The organism is Paeniglutamicibacter sp. ORCA_105, assembly GCF_045798545.1.
GTDB lineage: Bacteria > Actinomycetota > Actinomycetes > Actinomycetales > Micrococcaceae > Paeniglutamicibacter > Paeniglutamicibacter sulfureus.
The window spans coordinates 1-17,516 of record NZ_JBIXLM010000060.1 but is presented as its reverse complement, the minus strand read 5'-3'; the positions used below and the strand labels follow the sequence as shown (position 1 = coordinate 17,516).

Below are 17,516 nucleotides of genomic sequence, written 5' to 3'. Positions count from 1 at the left end.
AACCGCTCCTGCCCAGCACCTCCACCTTCGTCTGGCGGTGCAGCGAAAGAACACCCGCCGACGAACTCGACGCCTTGGCCTTCACCGCGGTGAACACCTTGGTGTAGTTATAGACCTTGGACTTCGCTACTGAAACGGATTTCAGATAGTCGCCAGAGACCCATCCGGTTTTCGACATGTAGGTAACTTGGTGCCAGATGCCGCTGACCCTGAGGATGGTGAGCTTCGTGCTCTTGGGAATGAGCACCAAGGAAGCCGACTTCACGCTCGCGTTCTTGCGAAGGTTCAGGTTCGCGGTGGATTGCTTGACCGCCTTAACCTTGGCGGTGCTTATGCTCACCGCAGCCGTCGGTGCCAGAGGCTGGGCGGTGGCCACGGTAGTCGGCCCGCCGATCAGTGCCACGGCAAGGGCCAGCACCACTCCAAGGTATTTACTTTGCAATGCGGGCTCCTGGCCAAGCGAATGACGAACAGTGCACAACATTACCCACAAACATCACGCGGACGAGTGGATTTGCGGAGCTTTCTGATATGAGTTTGCGTGATGTTCACTGAAGACGGCCACGAGTGGATTCTCGCCATCGCCTCGGCATGCGAATGTCCCGTCCCGAACCGGTGCCGATAGTGGCACCATTCGCGGTCGGATCCGTGCCTCAAGACGCACCTTCGCGCACGGCCGCACGGCCGCACGGGCGTGATGACCGCACGTGGTCCAACCACGAACGGCCATCACGTCCCGAATGGCGGTCCTTAGCCCTGACGGGCCTTCATGCGCGGATTTTTCTTGTTGATCACGAAGACCTTCCCGCGGCGCCGGACAACCTGGGCACCCGGAATCTTCTTGAGTGCTCGGATGGAGTTGCGTACTTTCATCATTTTCCTTCGGTAGTTATTGCAGTAAAAATAGTCGCCGACGGGCGCAAATTTCAGCTCAAGTCAGTGAGGCGCAATGTGTCCTCGAACGAATGGGGCGACCTGAGGATTTCGGCATCGGACAATTCACAGGAGCCAAGGATCTCCGCCAGGTCCGATGCATCGCTGCTGTCGCTGGTCAGTGCAATGTGGGTGCGAGCCGTCTCGGCACCCCACTTGCCTTGGCTCTCCAGCCAGACGAATGGGCCGGCACCGCCGAGCACCATTTTGGTTTCAGGCTGGCTCCCGATCCAGAAGGTGCCGCGCAACCACACGCAGCCTTCAGCCATCCTGTGCAACGCGTCCTTGAGTCGTCCCGGATGCAGCGGGCGCTCCGCATGAAGTTGCACCGTGGTGAATTCCCGGTCCTGTGACGCGTCCTCCACGCGGTCGCCGGTCGTGGCGGCATCACGGAGAATGATGGCGCCAGGCGATGCGCGTCGGCGGGCAGAGTCCGGCTCGTAGGTTGCGAGATCCAGATCCTCGTCCGGATGGATCACCGCCAGGTGCGGTCCCATCTCGGTGAGCAGCTGCGTCCCGCGCAGGAAGAGTCCTCCCCCGGATTGGCACCCTGGCGCGTCCGATTCAAAGAGGTGGGCAAAGAGGCCCTCAAGCATCAGGGACGTGTCCGCCCAGGCGATCTCCTTGACGAGGAATTCCCCCGCGGTCCTGTCGTCTTTCTCCACGCTGCTCAGACCGGCCTGCCAGAGCGTGCGAGAGTCCCACATCTGGTCCTCGAGCGCGGCCGGGTCCAGTGCAAGGCAGATCGAGTCAAGTACTTTCCCGCGCAATGCCAGCTGCGGTTGAAGGTATTCCAGGACCATGTCCGCGTTGACGCTGGGCGGCAATCCGACGATCACGTCCTCGGGCCGGGTATCGAGGATACGGGTCACCGTGGGCAAGACGTCAAGCCTCACCGTGCAGGTCAGGCAGCCGTGTTCCAAGGGGATTTCATTGCGTTCCAGGCTTGCCGTTCCCCTGGACACGCGACGCAGTACGCGTTCGCCTTCCAGCAAATCGTGGCGAACCACCATCGCGTTGGGCATCGACGCCACCAAGGAGTCGAGCGCCTTGTCGCGGATGTGGGATTCGAGCGAGGTTACAAGTATGAGAGTCACGACCAACACGATATCTGAGAATGATTCTCATTAGCAAATCGTTCGAGTTCTCCCCTTCCATCGCACTCACAGGCGATCATGCATTGTCCCTCGGGCAGGGGATTCCACCCGGATCACCGGAAAGGGCATAGCCCCGCCGCCGACAACCAGCGCCGTCAGGAGGCCTCGTGATGGACGGGGACCACAACCACGGGCAGCTGCTGGTGGGCAATCACGTGGTGTGCGGTAGTCCCGTTGAGCAATTCCGACACCCGGGCCCCGACACCCTTGTGTCGCGTGCCCACCACGATCATTCGCGCGTGCAAGTCATTGCCCAGCCGGGCCAGTGCCTTCCCGGGGTCACCGGCCAGTACCCGCAACCACCATTCGATCTTGGTTCCCGCCATGGCACTGTCCAGGATCCGCAAGACGTCGCGGGCTTCCTCGGTCATGTCCTCGTCGATGTCCCGGGGATGCAGGGAATTGCCGCGGATGTCTTCCTTCAGTTCCCACTCGACCAGGTAGCTGTTGATCTCCACATAGGCGAAGACCAGGGGTGCCCCCAGGGCCTCGCCAAGTGTCCGCGCCTCGAGCACCACGCGCCTGGGCTGTTTGGGCAAGACGCCCACGACGATCGGGCCCATTCCCCCGACATGTGGGGCTTCCTTGTTCATCATGGCCTCCCGGATTGCGTGCTATGCCAGCGCTCTCTACTCGTCATTTTCCGCCCATATCACCGCAAGGGGAATAGCGGCATCTGCCCTCTTACATGTCCGACCGCACCAAACAGGCTTCCGCCGCCTGCGCAAAAATTTCCGCGACGCCGGCGCTGGCAACCGGAAGCCGGAACACCCTCCGAACACCAAGGAACGCCCGACCTTCGGGTCGGGCGTTCTCTGGTTCTTGGCGGCGGGCTCGGGATCAGATGAGTCCCAGCTCGGCGAAGGCGGCGGCGATCCCGTCGCGGCTGGGCGGAGGCGCCGTGCTGTCGGCCAGGACCAGGAGCCCGGGATGCGATCCCTCGATGGCCACGCCGAGCCCCGCGTAGGCGATCATTTCCAGGTCGTTTTCTCCGTCGCCGAACGCGATGGTGTCAGCCCTGTCAATACCCAGGCGTTCAATCGCCACCGCGACGCCGTCGGCCTTGGAAATCCCGCGCCGAAACAGCTCCCCCGTATGGCGGCCCTCGTCGGCGATGGAGTTTTCAACCACTGCCACGTCCGCCCCGATCTCCGCGGCAATGCTGCCCACCGAAACCGGGGCCTCGAACACGGAAATCTTTGCGAAGGAGGGATCTGCCGGGATGGGGGCCAGCGAAGCCAGGATGGCCGAGGAACCGGTCTTCCGGCCATCGGGGCGCTGGCTGAAGTGCGATTCGATGATTTCCCTCAGGCGTGGTTCGGCAGATGCACGGACGTGGAGTGCCTCCGGGGATTCAAGGACATAGATGGCATCGTGCGCATCGAGGGCGGCAAGGGTCCGGGCCGCCATTTCCGCGGGGAACCGCCGGTCCATGAGCACCTCGCCGTCCACCTCTACGTAGGCGCCGGCACTGGCCACCAGTCCGTCGAATCCGGCTTCGAGGATGTGCTCGGGAAGCATGGCAACCGGCCGGCCGGTGCACAGCAGGACCTTGTGGCCGGCCTCGCGGGCAGCCCGGACGGCCCGGGCATGGGCCTGTGGAACCACCCCGTAATCCGCATAGGTGCCGTCGACGTCGAGGAAGACGGCATGGATGGTCTTGGTGGGCGCGTGTGGTTCGGCGTGCATATTCACGGAGTCTACCGGGGCGCGATGGCGCTGTCGCATCCGGGCACCGGCGATGACGCCGCCGCCCCCAAGTGCACCTGGCCGTTTCCGCTAGACCGGCACGGGACAGGGGTCGGGCTTCCGGGCCAGGCACCTCTCATAGAAGTCCACGTGCTCGAGCACCATCCGCCTGGCGCTGAATTTCGTCTCCGTCGAGGCGCGACAGTCCTGGCGCTTCAGCCTGGCGCATTCGGGCAGGGCCGCGGCAAGAGCCCGGGGTGTGTCCCTGATGAACCCGGTGACTCCGTCGTCAACGATCTCCGGGGCGGAGCCGCGGGAAGTGCACAGCACCGGGGTGCCGGTGGCCATGGCCTCGATCATGACCATGCCAAAGGGCTCGGCCCACTGGAGGGGGTTCAACAGGGCCAGGGATTCGCCGAGCAGCCGGAATTTTTCCCCGGCCCGCAATTCCCCGACGTATTCGATGTCCCCGCCCAACTTCGGGCGGATGACCCGGGTGAAGTATTCGTGTTCCCCGGTGCTGGACATCTTCGCCGCGATCCGCAACGGCACCCCGGCCCTCCTGGCCACCTTGATGGCCGTGAGCACGCCCTTGTTCGGGTGCATCCGGCCCAGGAAGCAGGCATAGCCGCCGCTGCCGGTTCCCATGGGAATGCTGTCCGCGTCGATGCCGTGGTGGATGACCCGGCAGATGGAGACCCCGTCGGCGCTGGTGGCCTGGTGGTCCGAGATGGCCAGCAGCGAGGCGTGCCCGGCCATCGCGCGATAGATGGGCAGGGTGAGGGCGTCCATGGCATTGTGGGCGGTGCTCACCACGGGGATTGCCCCGGACGCGCGCATCAGCAACGGACCGGCGAGCGTGTGGTCGTGGATGATATCCATACCGTCCAGCCGGTGATAGGCGTTGATGACATGCCGCAGCTCGTCCTGGGTTCGGCCCAGGTGCCGGGGATCCGGCGGGAAGCTGCCCTCTGCCAGGGTTACCGGGCTGGCGCTGCCCGAGGCAGCTGCCAGCAGCACCTCGTGGCCCAGTCCCGCCAGCCCGCGGGCCAGCACATCGATGACGGTTTCGGTTCCGCCGTAGCCCTCCGGTGGCACGGTGAGCCACGGAGGGGCAATGATCCCGATACGCACCTATGGCCTCCGTCCCGGTTTCATGGGCGGGCCGCCGTGACGTCGAGCATGTCGGCCAGCGGGCCGCGCAGACCGTGCACCACTTCCAACCCCGCCGGCGCCCCCTCGATGCGGAACCGCGTGCCGTTGGCGGTGATGTTGATCTTGTCCTTGCCCACGGAGATGTTTCGCAGGTGCACCTCGCCCCATTCGGGCGGCAGCACCGGGTCGATGAAGAGCTTCCCCTCGGTCAGGACCGGGTCGAAACGCAGCATGATCCGCAGCAGGTGCATGGGTGCCGCCGCCGCCCAAGCCTGCGGCGAGCAGGAGGTTGGGTAGGGCACGGGGACCGGATGGCTGCCGCGGTCCAGTCCGCAGAAGAGTTCCGGCAGCCTGCCGTTGAGGAATCCGGCCGCTTGCATCAGGGCCGTGGCGACGCGTTGGGCCTCCTCCACAAAGCCATAGCGCATCAGGCCACCGGCTATCAGTGCGTTGTCGTGGGGCCAGACCGAACCGTTGTGGTAGCTGGCCGGGTTGTACGCCTTCATCTTGCTCGAAAGCGTCCGCACGCCCCAGCCGGTGAACATGTCCCGGGTCATCAGCGCCTTGGCCACCTGCGGGGCCAGGGCGCTGTCAACGATCCCGCTCCACAGGCTGTGGCCCATGTTCGATGCGCATGAGTCCACCTGTTGCTGGTCTCCGTCAATGGCCAGGGCAAGGTACCCGCGGTCGACAATCCAGAATTTTTCGTTGAAGGCTTCCTTGAGGCGTTGGGCCTTGGTCGCATACTTCAGCATCAATGCCGTGTCGTTGGCTTGCTGGGCAATCAAGGCCCGCGCGAGGTAGGCGGTGTACACGTAGCCCTGCACCTCGCACAGGGCCAGGGGCGCCTCGGCAATGCTGCCGTCGGCGAAGGTGACGCCGTCCCAGGAATCCTTCCACCCCTGGTTGGCGAGGCCCGTGGGCGTCGAGCGCTGGTAGGTCAGGAAGCCGTGGGGATCCTTCGCGGTGGTTCGCTCGATCCAACCCAGGGCCGCGTCCATCGAGGGCATCAAGCGCTCCAGGGTTTGCCCGCCCACGCCCCACCTGGTCATTTCCCCGGCCATCGTGACAAACAACGGCGTGGAGTCGACGGAGCCGAAGTAGGCCCCGGTGCCGCCGAGCTCCTTTGATGGCGAGGACCCCATGCGCACCTCGTGGAGGATCTTACCCGGTTCTTCCTCGGTGGGTGGATTGGTTACCCTGCCCTGGCGTTCGGCGAGGGTTTGTATGGTTCCCAGCGCAAGGGAGGGATCAACGCTCAGCGACAGGAACGAGGCCAGCAGCGAATCCCGGCCGAAGAGCGCCATGAACCACGGGGCCCCCGCGGCAACCACCACCCGGCCCTCGTCCTCGGGGTCGAAGATGCGCAGCGATCCCAGGTCCCCGCGGCCGGTCTGCAGGGCTTCGCCCACCCCGCGGTCCTGTATTTCCGCCGTGGGAACGCGCTCCTTCCACGCCTGTTGGCGCATGGCCGGGAGATCGACGGCGCCCGCTGCCTGCCCCATGGGGGCGTCTTCCCCGGGGCCTTGGCCGTCGATGGACGGGTCCACAACGACCTCCGTTGACCACTCGCCCTGGGGCGCCAACACCATGTCGTACTCGAGGCCGCCCGCGGAAGGCATGGCATGTTCGTCCCGGATGCCAACGGCCAGCCGGTGCCCGCCAACGTTCCCGGTGAATTCAAGACCTCCGTGGCCGGTGTGCGACAACGATCCGTTCGTGGAGCGGCGGATCCCCGCCTTGACGTCAAAGAGGTCCGCGAAGTCGGCAGCCACTTCCAGAAAGATCGTGGCGGCAAACTCGGCGTTCGAATAGTTGTGGACCACGATTCGTTCTTTCAGGCCGCCGTTGAGGCTTCGGTGGCGTTCCACCAGCACATGGCTTTCATTCTCCAGGCTGCTTCCGGCCACCCGGCCGACGAACATGGCCTTGTAGGGTTCGATGGCGGTCCCCACCAGGGGCTCCATGTCCTTGCCGTTGATCCGCAGCCGCCAGCCGGAGATGAAGCGGGTGTCGCGGAAGAAGAACCCATGGGGGCGGGTTCCGTCCATGTCGCCGTTGGCGGCCGCCAGGGCGAACGTCGTTCCGTGCAGGATGGTGACCGCTCCCGGGCCCGCCAGCTGGGCGCCAACCCCTGAAGTCCAGGCGCTCACCATGCTCGCACACCCCCGGATTCGGCGCATGGGACATGCGTGGGATGTGGCGGCGCGACGGGAGCCGACCGGCGAGGGGCACCCGGCGCTGGGCCCAATGCAGTGCTGTGGCGTGGATCTTGCATGATCAATTTCCGGCAATAGTGCATCCTGCGGCCCACTGCTTGACCACACTCCCCAGCATAGGCCGGTGCGACTGACGGAGGAACAGTTTCACTCCCCTCCTCCATGGGGGTGTGCGGGCTGACGCCGGGCTCCGGCGCGGCGCGGCATTTTCCTTCCGCGCTCCGTGCCTTGGCCGTAGTGTGGAGAAAGGTTGCCGCCACGAGTGCGCGGCCAGCATTCCCTCCGGTGCCCGGCTCGCCGGGACAAGTCCCACCATGTCGAATCCGAGGAGCAATCATGAATGATTTCCGGGGCGTCAGCCACCAGACCTTGTCCAACTACCTCAACGAGCACTTCCTTGGATCCGAGGGAGGAGTCAATGCCTTTCGCGCGGCTGCCGATACCTGGAAGGGAACCGCGCACGAGGCGGCGTTGCTCTCCCTCTGCCGGCAGGTCATGGCGGATCGGGAAGACCTGCGAAGCCTCATCGACCGGCTGGGCTATGGAGGACACCCGCTGAAGATCGCCTTCACCCATGCGGTGCGCCTGGTGGGACGGGTCAACCCGGTGAACCTGCTGCGCCAGCGGCAGGCCGGCCTGGCACAGGTCGAATTGGACGTGCTGACCGGGATGTTGCGCGCCAAGCTTGCCATGTGGGAAACCCTGCTCCTGGTGGCCTCCAAGGATCCCCGCTTCGACGTCGCATTGCTGCGCGACCTGCAGGCTCGCGCCACCCACCAGATCGACCAGGTGCGCGGGATTATCGAGGCCACCTGGGAGGAACGCTTCTTCGCCGGATAGCCACCAGAAAGGAAGCCACCACCATGACACGAACCGCGATCGTCGTCGGCGCCGGTCCCAATGGCCTTGCCGCGGCCGCCCGGTTGGCCGAACACGGGGTGCAGGTGACCGTTTACGAGCAAGCTGGACAGGTCGGCGGGGCCGCTCGCTCGGCCGACACGCTGGGTCCGGGAACCATGGTCGACCTGGGCGCCGCTGCCCACCCCTTCGGCGTGGGAAGTCCTGCCTTCTTGCATCTTGACCTGGAAAGGCACGGGCTGCGCTGGCTACGCCACCGCTATCCGATGGCCCACCCGCTGGACACCGGACGCAGCGCCGTGCTGCACCCCGACCTCGAGACGACTGCGGCAGAGCTGGGCGTCGACGCGGCCGCGTGGCGGATGCTGCACCGCGCGGTGGCCGGGCACCCGCTCGAATCCCTGGAAAACGCCACCGGACCGCTGTTGCGCATCCCGCCGCATCCATTGCTCATGGCCGGCTTCGGGGCGCGGGCACTGTGGCCCGCCGCCACCACGGCGCGGCTGGCCTTTCGGTCCGAGGCCGCACGGGCCCTGTTTGCGGGTTCGGCGGCCCACTCGATGCTTCCGCTCAACCATATGTTCACCTCAGGCTTCGCAGTGCTCTTCGGCGGGCTGGGCCAGTCGCTGGGGTGGCCGGTGGCAAGGGGCGGAACCAACGCGATCATCCACGCGCTGGTGCAGCAACTGGCCCTGGACAACGTACTCATCCACACCAACAGCCCGGTGGGCGACCTGCGCGAGCTACCTGCCAGCGATGCAGTGTTGCTGGACCTGACACCGCGGCAGGTCCTGGAACTGGCAGGCACCGGGATCGGCGGGCGCTACGCCTCCCACCTGCGACGCTGGAAGTACGGGCCGGGTGCCTTCAAGGTCGACTACCTGCTGGACGGGCCAATCCCCTGGCGGGACGAACGCACCGCGCACGCCGGGACCGTGCACGTGGGCGGTTCCCTGGCCGACGTGATTCAGGCCGAGCGGGAGGTGGGCAGGGGCAAGGTTCCCGCGAGGCCCTTTGTCATGCTCGCCCAGCCTTCCGCGGCGGACGAATCCCGCGCGCCGGCGCGGCAACAAGTCATCTGGAGCTACGCCCACGTGCCAAATGGCTGCGACGCCGACGTCGGGCCGCTGGTGGACCGCCAGATCGAGCGTTTTGCCCCGGGTTTCGGGGACCGGGTCATCGGACGCATCGAGACTCCCCCGCGTGCGCTGGAGGACTGGAACCCGAACCTGGTGGGCGGGGACATCGGCGGCGGCTCGTTGCGGGGAACCCAGCAAGTGCTGCGTCCGGCGCCCACCTTGCGGCCCTACCGTGCAGGGGCACCTGGGCTCTACATCTGTTCGTCTTCGACTCCCCCGGGCGGCGGCGTGCACGGCATGGCCGGCTGGCATGCGGCCGATGCCGTGCTGCGGGATCTGGGCATCGGCTGAGGCCTCCCCCTGGCCGTGCCGTGGAACACTTACCGCCCCGGCGGCCTACGCATCAAAATGGGTTCCGATCGGCTGGTTGGTGGTGGAGGCGATGACAGCCTCCGCAACATGGCGCAGTTTGATGTTCCTGGAGCTGGAAGCCGACTTCAGGATCTCGACCGCCCGTTCCTGGCTGCACTTGTTCTGGCCCATGATGATGCCCACCGCCAGGTCAATGGTTGTCCGGGATGCCATGGCGAGCCTGAGGTTTTCCTCGTTGTCGCGGTGCCTGGCCAATCGAACGGCCAGGTTCAACAGGGCCGAGGCCTGCTCGGCGTAACCTTCCACCTGTGTCACGTCCTGCTGATCGAAGGCGTTCTTGCTCATCGAGTAGATATTGATCGCGGCGGTGTCCTCCGAATCCAGGCTGAAAGGAACGGCCAACATCGATCGGACCCCGGCTGCGGAGATGGCATCAAAGTATTCGGGCCAGCGGCCGTCTCGTTCAATATCGTTGATCAGAATCGTCTTTTGCTCCTTGCACGCAGCGAGGCATGGTCCTTCACCATAGCTGTACTGGACCTCGTCGAGTTCCTGGGCCAATGAGCTGTTGCTGGCCACCGTACCCACCCGCTTGTGCCGCCGCAGGGTGATGCCGCAATGGACTGGCTCTCCGGTCTCGGACAAGGCCTGGGCACTGACATGTGTCAGCGCATTGAGAAATGATTCGAGATCCTGCGTTTCAAGAAGGAGGTCTCGCATGTATTCGTTTACGGCAATCATCGTTCAACCTTTCTAGCGGTGTCCCCCCACCGATCCAGGTTGAGGCCTCCGCACGGTTCAGAAAAACGCGGTACCAAAAACACGATCGTCGAAATCAGAGCGGGAATAACGACCTGTCTTCCCGTCACCATCAATCTAAAGACTACTTCCATTTCCCCCACAAACAATAGCTCCCTCGGCCCTTGCGCGTAACTGCAGACGCCTGAACCCACCAGCGGCAAGCGGAGAACGGACGTTGGCCATTCCAGGTTGCTTTCCCGGGCCCGGGCGAGCCGAAAATTCGTTGGTCCTGCGCGTTGCAAAAACCGGGACCGCACTGCCGATTCGGTCTACGCTTAATTCATGACACGGAACCTGGAACTGGATTGGATTGACTCGCTGACCGCGCACGTGACCAACCGAACCGGTAGCCCGGTGTTTGACGTTGATCTCCGCACCACGGGAAAAGTCACGGTGGAGGGGGAAACGGACTGGAGCTTCACGGCCGAGCAATTGCCGGACGGGGATTTCATCGGCCTCAACCGGATCAAGGACGACGTCGGTTGGGCAACCGCCCCACCCTTTCTGGAAATATCGTGGCGCAGCGAGGACTCAACGGAGCAAAATTACCGGCGCGTGCCACTGCACCGCGCAAAAATGTAGGTTTTGGTCCGTCGTCCCGACTGGACCAAAATCCGCGCTCCCCGTCTGGCCCTTTCGCGTACGTGCAGGCAGCTTGAGGTTCGACCCCGAGGGCCACAACGCGCCGGGGAGCACCGGGGGCAGCCTCGGGATGGAGCGTCGCTCTTAGTTCGCGCACAGTGCCAGCAGCTCCACCGCGCCTTATAGCCTTCCCCGGATGCTGCGCCTTCACCGGCCGAACAGGCGCTTGGCCGGGGCAAGGCACCGTTTCCCGAGCGGTTTCAGGAGTGCGCTCAGGCACTCTCCTCGTGGGCCGACCGCACGAACAGGCATCAAGGAATGCTCTCCCCCTCGACCCGGGGATTCTCCGTCGCTGCATGAAATTCCGGTGTCTGACGTCGGCAAATGGAAAACCCGCAGGCGAAACATCCTTGACTAGGGTCGGACCGCTACGTGAGTATGGTCAGACCGACAGGCAAACTTCTACCCCTCCACCGGAATTCCTTCTCAACCGAGAGGGGATTGGCACCCGGAACAGCGCCAAATCAACCTCGCCCCCAAAGCAACGGTCGGGCAATGGGCTCCGTTCAGCACATCGAAAATCCGCCTTTACCCGTTCCGGCCCATGCGCCCCTCGCCATGATCCGCACTCCCCCCGTTGCCTGATATCCAGTAGCGACGGGGCACACCCCCCGATCCCGACATCGACACCAGAAACAGCGAGGTTTCTCCACACATATGAACACCACCAAAGGTTTCACGGCGTCCGGGATCCTGCTCAACGCCAGCGCCCATTCCTCGACCGAGGAGGCCGAGCGCGTCCGGGTGAGCACCGACCGTTCGGGGTACCTCCCGCCGACCCTTCCCGATGGCGTCGTCTACGCAACGAGCGCGGAGGAGGTCGTGAACACCATGAGGCTGGCCACCGCACACCGCGTGCCCGTCGTTCCGCGGGGTGCCGGCACCGGACTGGCCGCCGGGGCATCGGCGCGGGCGGGGGAAGTCGTGCTCGACTTGTCCAGGATGAACCGGATCCTTCATCTTGACCCGGTGGAGCAGTTGGACGTCGTCGAACCGGGTGTCCTCAATGCCGAGGTAAACGCCGCGGCCGCCGCCCACGGGTTGTTCTACGCCCCGGATCCGGCCAGCACCGCCATCTGCTCCATTGGCGGGAACATCGCGACCAACGCCGGGGGCATGTGGTGTGCCAAGTATGGCGTGACGCGCGAATCGGTGCTCTCCCTTCGGGTGGTCCTGCCCGATGGCCGGATCCTGGTCACCGGCAGGAACACCATCAAGGGCGTGACCGGATATGACCTCAACGCCTTGATGATCGGTTCCGAAGGAACCCTGGGCATCGTCGTCGAGGCGACCTTGCGGCTGCGTCCCGCTCCCATCCACACCGCCACGGTCGCCGCCTACTTCGCCGATGTCGACGCCGCGGCCCAGGCGGCCTCGGCGATCATCGCGGCACGGATCCAGCCCTCCGTGCTCGAACTCATGGACGGTCCCACGCTCGAAGCCGTGGACGCAGTCCAGGGAAGCAACCACCGGGCCAAGGGCGGTGCCTTCCTGCTGGCACAGACCGATGGCTACGGCGCCTTCCTCGAGCAGGACGTGCTGATCAGGGCCATCGAGCCCTTCGCCACCCACATCGAAAAGGCGGCCGACGCCGAAACGGCGGCGGCCCTGGTGGCCGCACGCCGACAGGCCATCCCCTCGCTCGAGAGGCTGGGACGGGTTTCCATCTGCGACATCGGCGTTCCGCGCAACAGGCTCGCGGACGTGTTCGCCGGCCTGGCGGAGATCTCCCGGACCACCGGGGTACGGATCTTCAACGTGGCCCACGCGGCAGACGGAAACCTCCATCCCATGATCGTTGTGGAACCCGGGGAATCAATCACCGAGGGCCCGGCCAAGGCAGCGCTGGCGGAAATGTTCCATCTGGCCAAGCGACTGGGCGGAACGCTCACCGGTGAGCACGGGGTCGGCCTGCTCAAGCGCGATTGGCTCCAGGAGGAACTTGGCGACGTGTCGCTTGAGCTGCAGCACGCCATCCGCAACGTGTTCGACCCAAAGGGAATCCTGAACCCTGGCAAGGCAATCTAGGCGTAGTCGCCGTATTCCGTGCAGCCCGAAACACTCCGGAGTTGATAGGCACCGCCGCCGGCCCAACCATCGAGTGCGGAATCGGCAAACGCTCCCGGCAGCCCCCGGACGTGATGCGCCCCGGAAACCAGAGGACGCCCAGTGTCGATGGCATAGGCACCGGGTAAGGACAGGTCAGCGTCGGAGTATGCGAATGTCGTTGACCCAACTCGCCGGCGCACGATGATGGATCCGGTGCCGACATTCGTGCCGAAATTTCCCCCCTAAGTCACTCTTGGAACTTGCCGCCCTGCCATCCATCCGACACATGACAATGCCCGCCCCGACGAAAGTCGGGACGGGCATCATCATGCGGTCACCCAGCGGCGCGAAGCCGCTGTCACCAAAGGGGGGTTCGGCGTGCCTTAGCGGGCGACGGAACCTTCGGTGTAGTCATCGGTGGTCTTCCAGGAGAAGAGGTTACGCAGTTCGCGGCCGGTGGCCTCGATCGGGTGGGCCTCGCCCTTGGCGCGCAGTTCCAGGAACTCCGGTGCTCCGGCATCCTGGTCATCGATGAAGCGCTTGGCGAAGGCACCGGTCTGGATGTCGGCGAGAACGGCCTTCATGTTCTCCTTGACCTCCGGGGTGATCACGCGCGGGCCCGAAACGTAGTCGCCGTACTCGGCGGTGTCGGAAACGCTCCAGCGCTGCTTGGCAATGCCACCTTCCCACATCAGGTCAACAATGAGCTTGAGCTCGTGCAGGACCTCGAAGTAGGCGATTTCCGGCTTGTAGCCGGCTTCGGTCAGGGTCTCGAAGCCGTACTGGACCAGCTGCGATGCGCCACCGCAGAGGACAGCCTGCTCGCCGAAGAGGTCGGTCTCGGTCTCTTCGGTGAAGGTGGTCTCGATGACGCCGGCGCGGGTGCCGCCGATGGCCTTGGCGTAGGACAGTGCCAGTTCCTTGGCGCCGCCGGTGAAGTCCTGCTCGACGGCGATCAGGTCCGGGATGCCACGGCCGGCTTCGAACTCGCGGCGCACGGTGTGTCCCGGTGCCTTCGGGGCAACCAGGGCGACGTCGACGTCTGCCGGCGGTGCGATGTAGCCGTAGCGGATGTTGAAGCCGTGGCCGAAGAACAGGGCGTTGCCGGCCTGCAGGTTCGGTGCGATTTCCTCGGCGTAGACGAAGCGCTGGACCTGGTCCGGGGTGAGGATCATGATGACGTCGGCTTCGGCTGCTGCCTCGGCAACGGAGACCACGCGCAGGCCCTCGGCCTCGGCCTTGGCGATCGACTTGGAGCCGGCCTTCAGGCCGACGCGGACGTCAACGCCGGAGTCGCGGAGGTTCAGTGCGTGGGCGTGGCCCTGGGAACCATAGCCGATGATGGCGACGGTGCGTCCCTGGATGATCGAAAGGTCTGCATCATCGTCGTAGAACATTTCAGTCACTGTGGTTTCTCCTTGGTATCAGTGTGAAGATTATTGCGTTTTAGGCAGAGACGGAACGCAGGGCGCGGTCCGACATCGATTTGGAGCCGCGTCCGACGGCAAGGGTGCCCGCCTGGACGATCTCGCGGATGCCGAACGGTTCAAGCACAGCGAGCAGTGCGTTGATCTTTTCGGCGTTGCCGGTGGCCTCAATGATGAGTGAATCGGTGGACACGTCCACCACGGAGGCACGGAAGAGGTCTGCGGCCTGGGTAACCTGCAGTCGGGTGGCCGCATCGGCGCGCACCTTGACCAGGATATGGTCACGCTGCACCGAAGCCTCGGGCATCAGCTCAACGATCTTGATGACGTTGATGAGTTTGTTGAGTTGCTTGGTGACCTGCTCGAGCAGGTCGCCTTCGGCGTCGACGACCACGGTGATCCGGGAAATTCCCTTGATCTCCGTGGGGCCCACTGCCAGCGAGTGGATGTTGAACGCGCGGCGCGCAAAAAGACTTGCCACGCGGGTCAACACGCCCGGTACGTCCTCGACGAGCACGGAAAGAGTGTGACGTGCCATGGGTTTCTAGTCCTCTTCTTCCCACTCGGGCGTCATGCCGCGAGCAATCTGGATCTGGTCGTTGCTCACGCCGGAGGGCACCATGGGCCAGACCATGGAATCGCGGGAGACCACGAAGTCGATGATCACCGGGCGGTCATTGATTTCCAATGCCTGCTTGATGGTCGCGTCGATGTCCTCGTCGCGTTCGCAACGCAGCCCCACGCAACCATAGGCGTCGGCGAGCTTGACGAAGTCCGGGACTCGCGCGGTGCCGTGGCCGGTGTTCAGGTCGGTGTTGGAGTAGCGGGAATCGTAGAACAGGGTCTGCCACTGGCGGACCATGCCCAGCGACGAGTTGTTGATGATCGCGACCTTGATCGGGATGTTGTTGATGACGCAGGTCGCCAGTTCCTGGTTGGTCATCTGGAAGCAGCCGTCGCCGTCAATGGCCCAGACCACGCGGTCGGGGTTGCCGACCTTCGCACCCATGGCCGCCGGAACGGAGTAGCCCATGGTGCCCAGGCCCCCGGAGTTCAGCCAGGAATGCGGGCGCTCGTACCTGATGAACTGCGCCGCCCACATCTGGTGCTGTCCCACGCCTGCGACGTACACGGCCTCCGGGCCGGTCAGTTCGCCGATGCGCTGGATCACGTTCTGCGGCGCCGAGAGACCGTCGTTGGTTTCGGTGAAGCCGATCGGGTAGGTCTCGCGCAGTCGGCCGATGGTGTTCCACCAGGCCGACAGGTCCGGGGCGCCGGCATCGGCGAAGAGCGTACGGCAGGCCTCGGTGAGTTCCGGGATGATCTCCTTGACCGAACCGACGATCGGGATGTCCGCCGTGCGGTTCTTGGAGATCTCCGCCGGGTCGATGTCAGCGTGGATGACCTTGGCGTTGGGGGCAAAGGTGTGCAGCACCCCGGTGACGCGGTCATCGAAGCGGGCACCCAGGGTGATCAAGAGGTCCGACTGCTGCAGCGCGGTGACCGCGGAAACCGAGCCGTGCATGCCGGGCATGCCCACATGCAGCTCGTGGGAATCCGGGAAGGCTCCGCGGGCCTGCAGGGTGGTGACCACCGGGGCGCCGACCAGCTCGGCAAATTCCTTGAGCTCCGCCGAGGCGTGTCCCTTGATGACGCCGCCGCCGACGTAGAAGACCGGGCGGGAGGAGGCGGCGATCAGCTTGGCCGCCTCGCGGACCTGCTTGTTGTGCCCGCGCACCACGGTCTTGTAGCCGGGAAGATCGATCTTCGGCGGCCAGGAGAACTGCATCAAGGACTGCTGGGCGTCCTTGGTGATGTCCACCAGCACCGGGCCGGGACGGCCCGTGGCGGCGACGTGGAACGCCGAAGCCAGGACCCGCGGGATGTCCTCGGCCTTGGTGACCAGGAAGGAGTGCTTCGTGATGGGCATGGTGATGCCCACGATGTCGGCTTCCTGGAATGCGTCGGAGCCGATGAAGGCGCTGTGCACCTGGCCGGTGATGGCAACCATGGGGACCGAGTCCATGTGCGCGTCGGCAATGGCGGTGACCAGGTTGGTGGCCCCGGGGCCGGAGGTGGCAATGCACACCCCGACTTCGCCGGTGACCATGGCGTAGCCCTGGGCCGCGTGGCCCGAGCCCTGTTCGTGGCGGACCAGGATGTGGTTGATCTTGGTCGAGTCCATGAGCGAGTCGTAGGTGGGCATGATGGCCCCGCCCGGCAACCCGAAGACGTCCTTGACGCCCAATTCTTCCAGTGAGCGAACAATGGCTTGTGAGCCAAGCATCTCGGTGGGAGCAATGATGTTGTTCGGGCCTTGGACCAGGCTCGATGCTTCCACAACGGAAGAGACAGCGGCATCCTTGCTACGGTTGGCGGGTTTGGCCGGCAGCGAGGGGCTGGCGGTGGTTCCGTTACTCATGGGGATATATCCTTCTCTATCTCTTCTAACCCTGCACATAAAAAAACCCCAAAGGCACCTTGCGGCGAATGGGGTTTGCGCGTCACCGAAGCCCTCCATGTTCCGGAGGGGCCCAAGCTCAGCGCTTGATAACTAGTAGTACTTCGGTGCGGATATGCATGTGTCCAGTTTGGTCGCCGCCAAAGCCAGAGTCAAACGCCCACGCCCACAATCTCACTATTTGAGATTGTTGTCCGAAGGGTGGACGCCTTGGTGGCGCCCGCCCTTCGGTTCAGGCTATTTCCTAGCCACAGTATGCTCCGGTCGAAGCGGACTTGACCAGCTTGGCGTACTTGGCCAGCACACCGGTGGTGAACTTGGCAGGAAGCGGCTCCCAGCCGATCTTGCGCTCCTCGAGCTCCGCCGGCTCGACCAACAGGTCGAAGGAGCGGGCAGCGATGTCAACGCGGATCTTGTCGCCGTCCTTGACGAAGGCGATCGGACCGCCGTCAACAGCCTCGGGTGCCACGTGGCCGATGCACAGGCCGGTGGTGCCGCCGGAGAAGCGGCCGTCGGTGAGCAGCAGGACGTCCTTGCCCAGGCCGGCGCCCTTGATGGCGCCGGTGATCGCAAGCATCTCGCGCATACCCGGGCCGCCCTTGGGTCCCTCGTAGCGGATGACCACGACGTCGCCGGCGTGGATCTCGCCGGCATCAAGAGCGGCCAGGGCTCCC

Annotated in this window: 16 protein-coding genes; 4 read left to right on the top strand and 12 right to left on the bottom strand. The window is 64.7% G+C overall.

Going from position 1 to position 17,516, the window contains the following annotated elements; translation table 11 throughout:
* The 7 genes from ACIPUB_RS19170 to ACIPUB_RS19140 all read right to left on the bottom strand — a co-directional run.
* On the bottom strand, nucleotides 1–484 hold a 484-nt coding region (locus ACIPUB_RS19170), incomplete at its 3' end, for an SH3 domain-containing protein (RefSeq protein ID WP_407608837.1).
* A 266-nt stretch (nucleotides 485–750) separates the two neighbouring features.
* On the bottom strand, nucleotides 751–873 hold the full coding sequence (gene ykgO / locus ACIPUB_RS19165; protein ID WP_217391085.1) for a type B 50S ribosomal protein L36: 123 nt from the start codon (nucleotides 871–873) through the stop codon (nucleotides 751–753).
* 53 nt (nucleotides 874–926) lie between these two features.
* A complete protein-coding gene (locus ACIPUB_RS19160; RefSeq protein WP_407608836.1) occupies nucleotides 927–2,030 on the bottom strand; it encodes a GTP-binding protein in 1,104 nt (367 codons plus the stop codon).
* Nucleotides 2,031–2,185: 155 nt separating this feature from the next.
* Nucleotides 2,186–2,683, bottom strand: coding sequence for a universal stress protein (locus tag ACIPUB_RS19155; protein ID WP_407608835.1), 498 nt, complete (start codon nucleotides 2,681–2,683; stop codon nucleotides 2,186–2,188).
* Nucleotides 2,684–2,930: 247 nt separating this feature from the next.
* Nucleotides 2,931–3,779 (bottom strand): HAD-IIB family hydrolase, encoded by an 849-nt coding sequence (locus ACIPUB_RS19150; RefSeq protein ID WP_407608834.1) that lies wholly within the window; start codon nucleotides 3,777–3,779, stop codon nucleotides 2,931–2,933.
* A gap of 90 nt (nucleotides 3,780–3,869) precedes the next feature.
* Entirely contained in the window at nucleotides 3,870–4,913 is a 1,044-nt protein-coding gene (locus ACIPUB_RS19145; protein ID WP_407608833.1) for a glycosyltransferase family 4 protein, read from the bottom strand.
* 20 nt (nucleotides 4,914–4,933) lie between these two features.
* A complete protein-coding gene (locus tag ACIPUB_RS19140) occupies nucleotides 4,934–7,090 on the bottom strand; it encodes a glycogen debranching N-terminal domain-containing protein (RefSeq protein WP_407608832.1) in 2,157 nt (718 codons plus the stop codon).
* Between the two features lie 399 nt (nucleotides 7,091–7,489).
* On the opposite strand from ACIPUB_RS19140, the gene ACIPUB_RS19135 reads away from it, so the two are divergent.
* Together ACIPUB_RS19135 and ACIPUB_RS19130 are read left to right on the top strand one after the other, a co-directional pair.
* Nucleotides 7,490–7,993, top strand: a complete 504-nt coding sequence (locus ACIPUB_RS19135) for a hypothetical protein (protein WP_407608831.1) — start codon at nucleotides 7,490–7,492, stop codon at nucleotides 7,991–7,993.
* Between the two features lie 23 nt (nucleotides 7,994–8,016).
* Entirely contained in the window at nucleotides 8,017–9,441 is a 1,425-nt protein-coding gene (locus ACIPUB_RS19130; RefSeq protein WP_407608830.1) for a phytoene desaturase family protein, read from the top strand.
* 45 nt (nucleotides 9,442–9,486) lie between these two features.
* Here ACIPUB_RS19130 and ACIPUB_RS19125 read toward each other — a convergent pair whose 3' ends face one another.
* Nucleotides 9,487–10,203, bottom strand: a complete 717-nt coding sequence (locus tag ACIPUB_RS19125; RefSeq protein ID WP_407608829.1) for a GAF and ANTAR domain-containing protein — start codon at nucleotides 10,201–10,203, stop codon at nucleotides 9,487–9,489.
* Between the two features lie 342 nt (nucleotides 10,204–10,545).
* Between ACIPUB_RS19125 and ACIPUB_RS19120 the strand changes: the two genes are divergently transcribed.
* A complete protein-coding gene (locus tag ACIPUB_RS19120) occupies nucleotides 10,546–10,845 on the top strand; it encodes a hypothetical protein (protein WP_407608828.1) in 300 nt (99 codons plus the stop codon).
* Between the two features lie 717 nt (nucleotides 10,846–11,562).
* Complete coding sequence (locus ACIPUB_RS19115; protein ID WP_407608827.1) at nucleotides 11,563–12,933, top strand: FAD-binding oxidoreductase; 1,371 nt, start codon at nucleotides 11,563–11,565, stop codon at nucleotides 12,931–12,933.
* Nucleotides 12,934–13,337: 404 nt separating this feature from the next.
* Here the strand turns inward: ACIPUB_RS19115 and ilvC are convergent, their stop codons facing one another.
* The 4 genes from ilvC to ACIPUB_RS19095 form a co-directional block, all read right to left on the bottom strand.
* Entirely contained in the window at nucleotides 13,338–14,360 is a 1,023-nt protein-coding gene (gene ilvC, locus ACIPUB_RS19110; RefSeq protein ID WP_407608826.1) for a ketol-acid reductoisomerase, read from the bottom strand.
* 40 nt (nucleotides 14,361–14,400) lie between these two features.
* The gene (ilvN, locus tag ACIPUB_RS19105) at nucleotides 14,401–14,919 is read right to left on the bottom strand and encodes an acetolactate synthase small subunit (RefSeq protein WP_264269403.1); all 519 of its coding nucleotides are present in this window, start codon (nucleotides 14,917–14,919) and stop codon (nucleotides 14,401–14,403) included.
* Nucleotides 14,920–14,925: 6 nt separating this feature from the next.
* A complete protein-coding gene (locus ACIPUB_RS19100; protein WP_407608825.1) occupies nucleotides 14,926–16,803 on the bottom strand; it encodes an acetolactate synthase large subunit in 1,878 nt (625 codons plus the stop codon).
* Between the two features lie 283 nt (nucleotides 16,804–17,086).
* A partial coding sequence (locus tag ACIPUB_RS19095; RefSeq protein WP_407608824.1) for a dihydroxy-acid dehydratase occupies nucleotides 17,087–17,516 on the bottom strand: 430 nt, incomplete at its 5' end.

What these genes read in the sequence shown, in the direction of transcription:
- ACIPUB_RS19125 (WP_407608829.1), bottom strand. Translation starts at nt 10,203, where the DNA reads ATGATTGCCGTAAACGAATACATGCGAGACCTCCTTCTTGAAACGCAG.
- ACIPUB_RS19100 (WP_407608825.1), bottom strand. Translation starts at nt 16,803, where the DNA reads ATGAGTAACGGAACCACCGCCAGCCCCTCGCTGCCGGCCAAACCCGCC.
- ACIPUB_RS19150 (WP_407608834.1), bottom strand. Translation starts at nt 3,779, where the DNA reads ATGCACGCCGAACCACACGCGCCCACCAAGACCATCCATGCCGTCTTC.
- ACIPUB_RS19155 (WP_407608835.1), bottom strand. Translation starts at nt 2,683, where the DNA reads ATGAACAAGGAAGCCCCACATGTCGGGGGAATGGGCCCGATCGTCGTG.
- ACIPUB_RS19115 (WP_407608827.1), top strand. Translation starts at nt 11,563, where the DNA reads ATGAACACCACCAAAGGTTTCACGGCGTCCGGGATCCTGCTCAACGCC.
- ilvN (WP_264269403.1), bottom strand. Translation starts at nt 14,919, where the DNA reads ATGGCACGTCACACTCTTTCCGTGCTCGTCGAGGACGTACCGGGCGTG.
- ykgO (WP_217391085.1), bottom strand. Translation starts at nt 873, where the DNA reads ATGAAAGTACGCAACTCCATCCGAGCACTCAAGAAGATTCCGGGTGCC.
- ACIPUB_RS19140 (WP_407608832.1), bottom strand. Translation starts at nt 7,090, where the DNA reads ATGGTGAGCGCCTGGACTTCAGGGGTTGGCGCCCAGCTGGCGGGCCCG.
- ACIPUB_RS19135 (WP_407608831.1), top strand. Translation starts at nt 7,490, where the DNA reads ATGAATGATTTCCGGGGCGTCAGCCACCAGACCTTGTCCAACTACCTC.
- ACIPUB_RS19130 (WP_407608830.1), top strand. Translation starts at nt 8,017, where the DNA reads ATGACACGAACCGCGATCGTCGTCGGCGCCGGTCCCAATGGCCTTGCC.
- ACIPUB_RS19120 (WP_407608828.1), top strand. Translation starts at nt 10,546, where the DNA reads ATGACACGGAACCTGGAACTGGATTGGATTGACTCGCTGACCGCGCAC.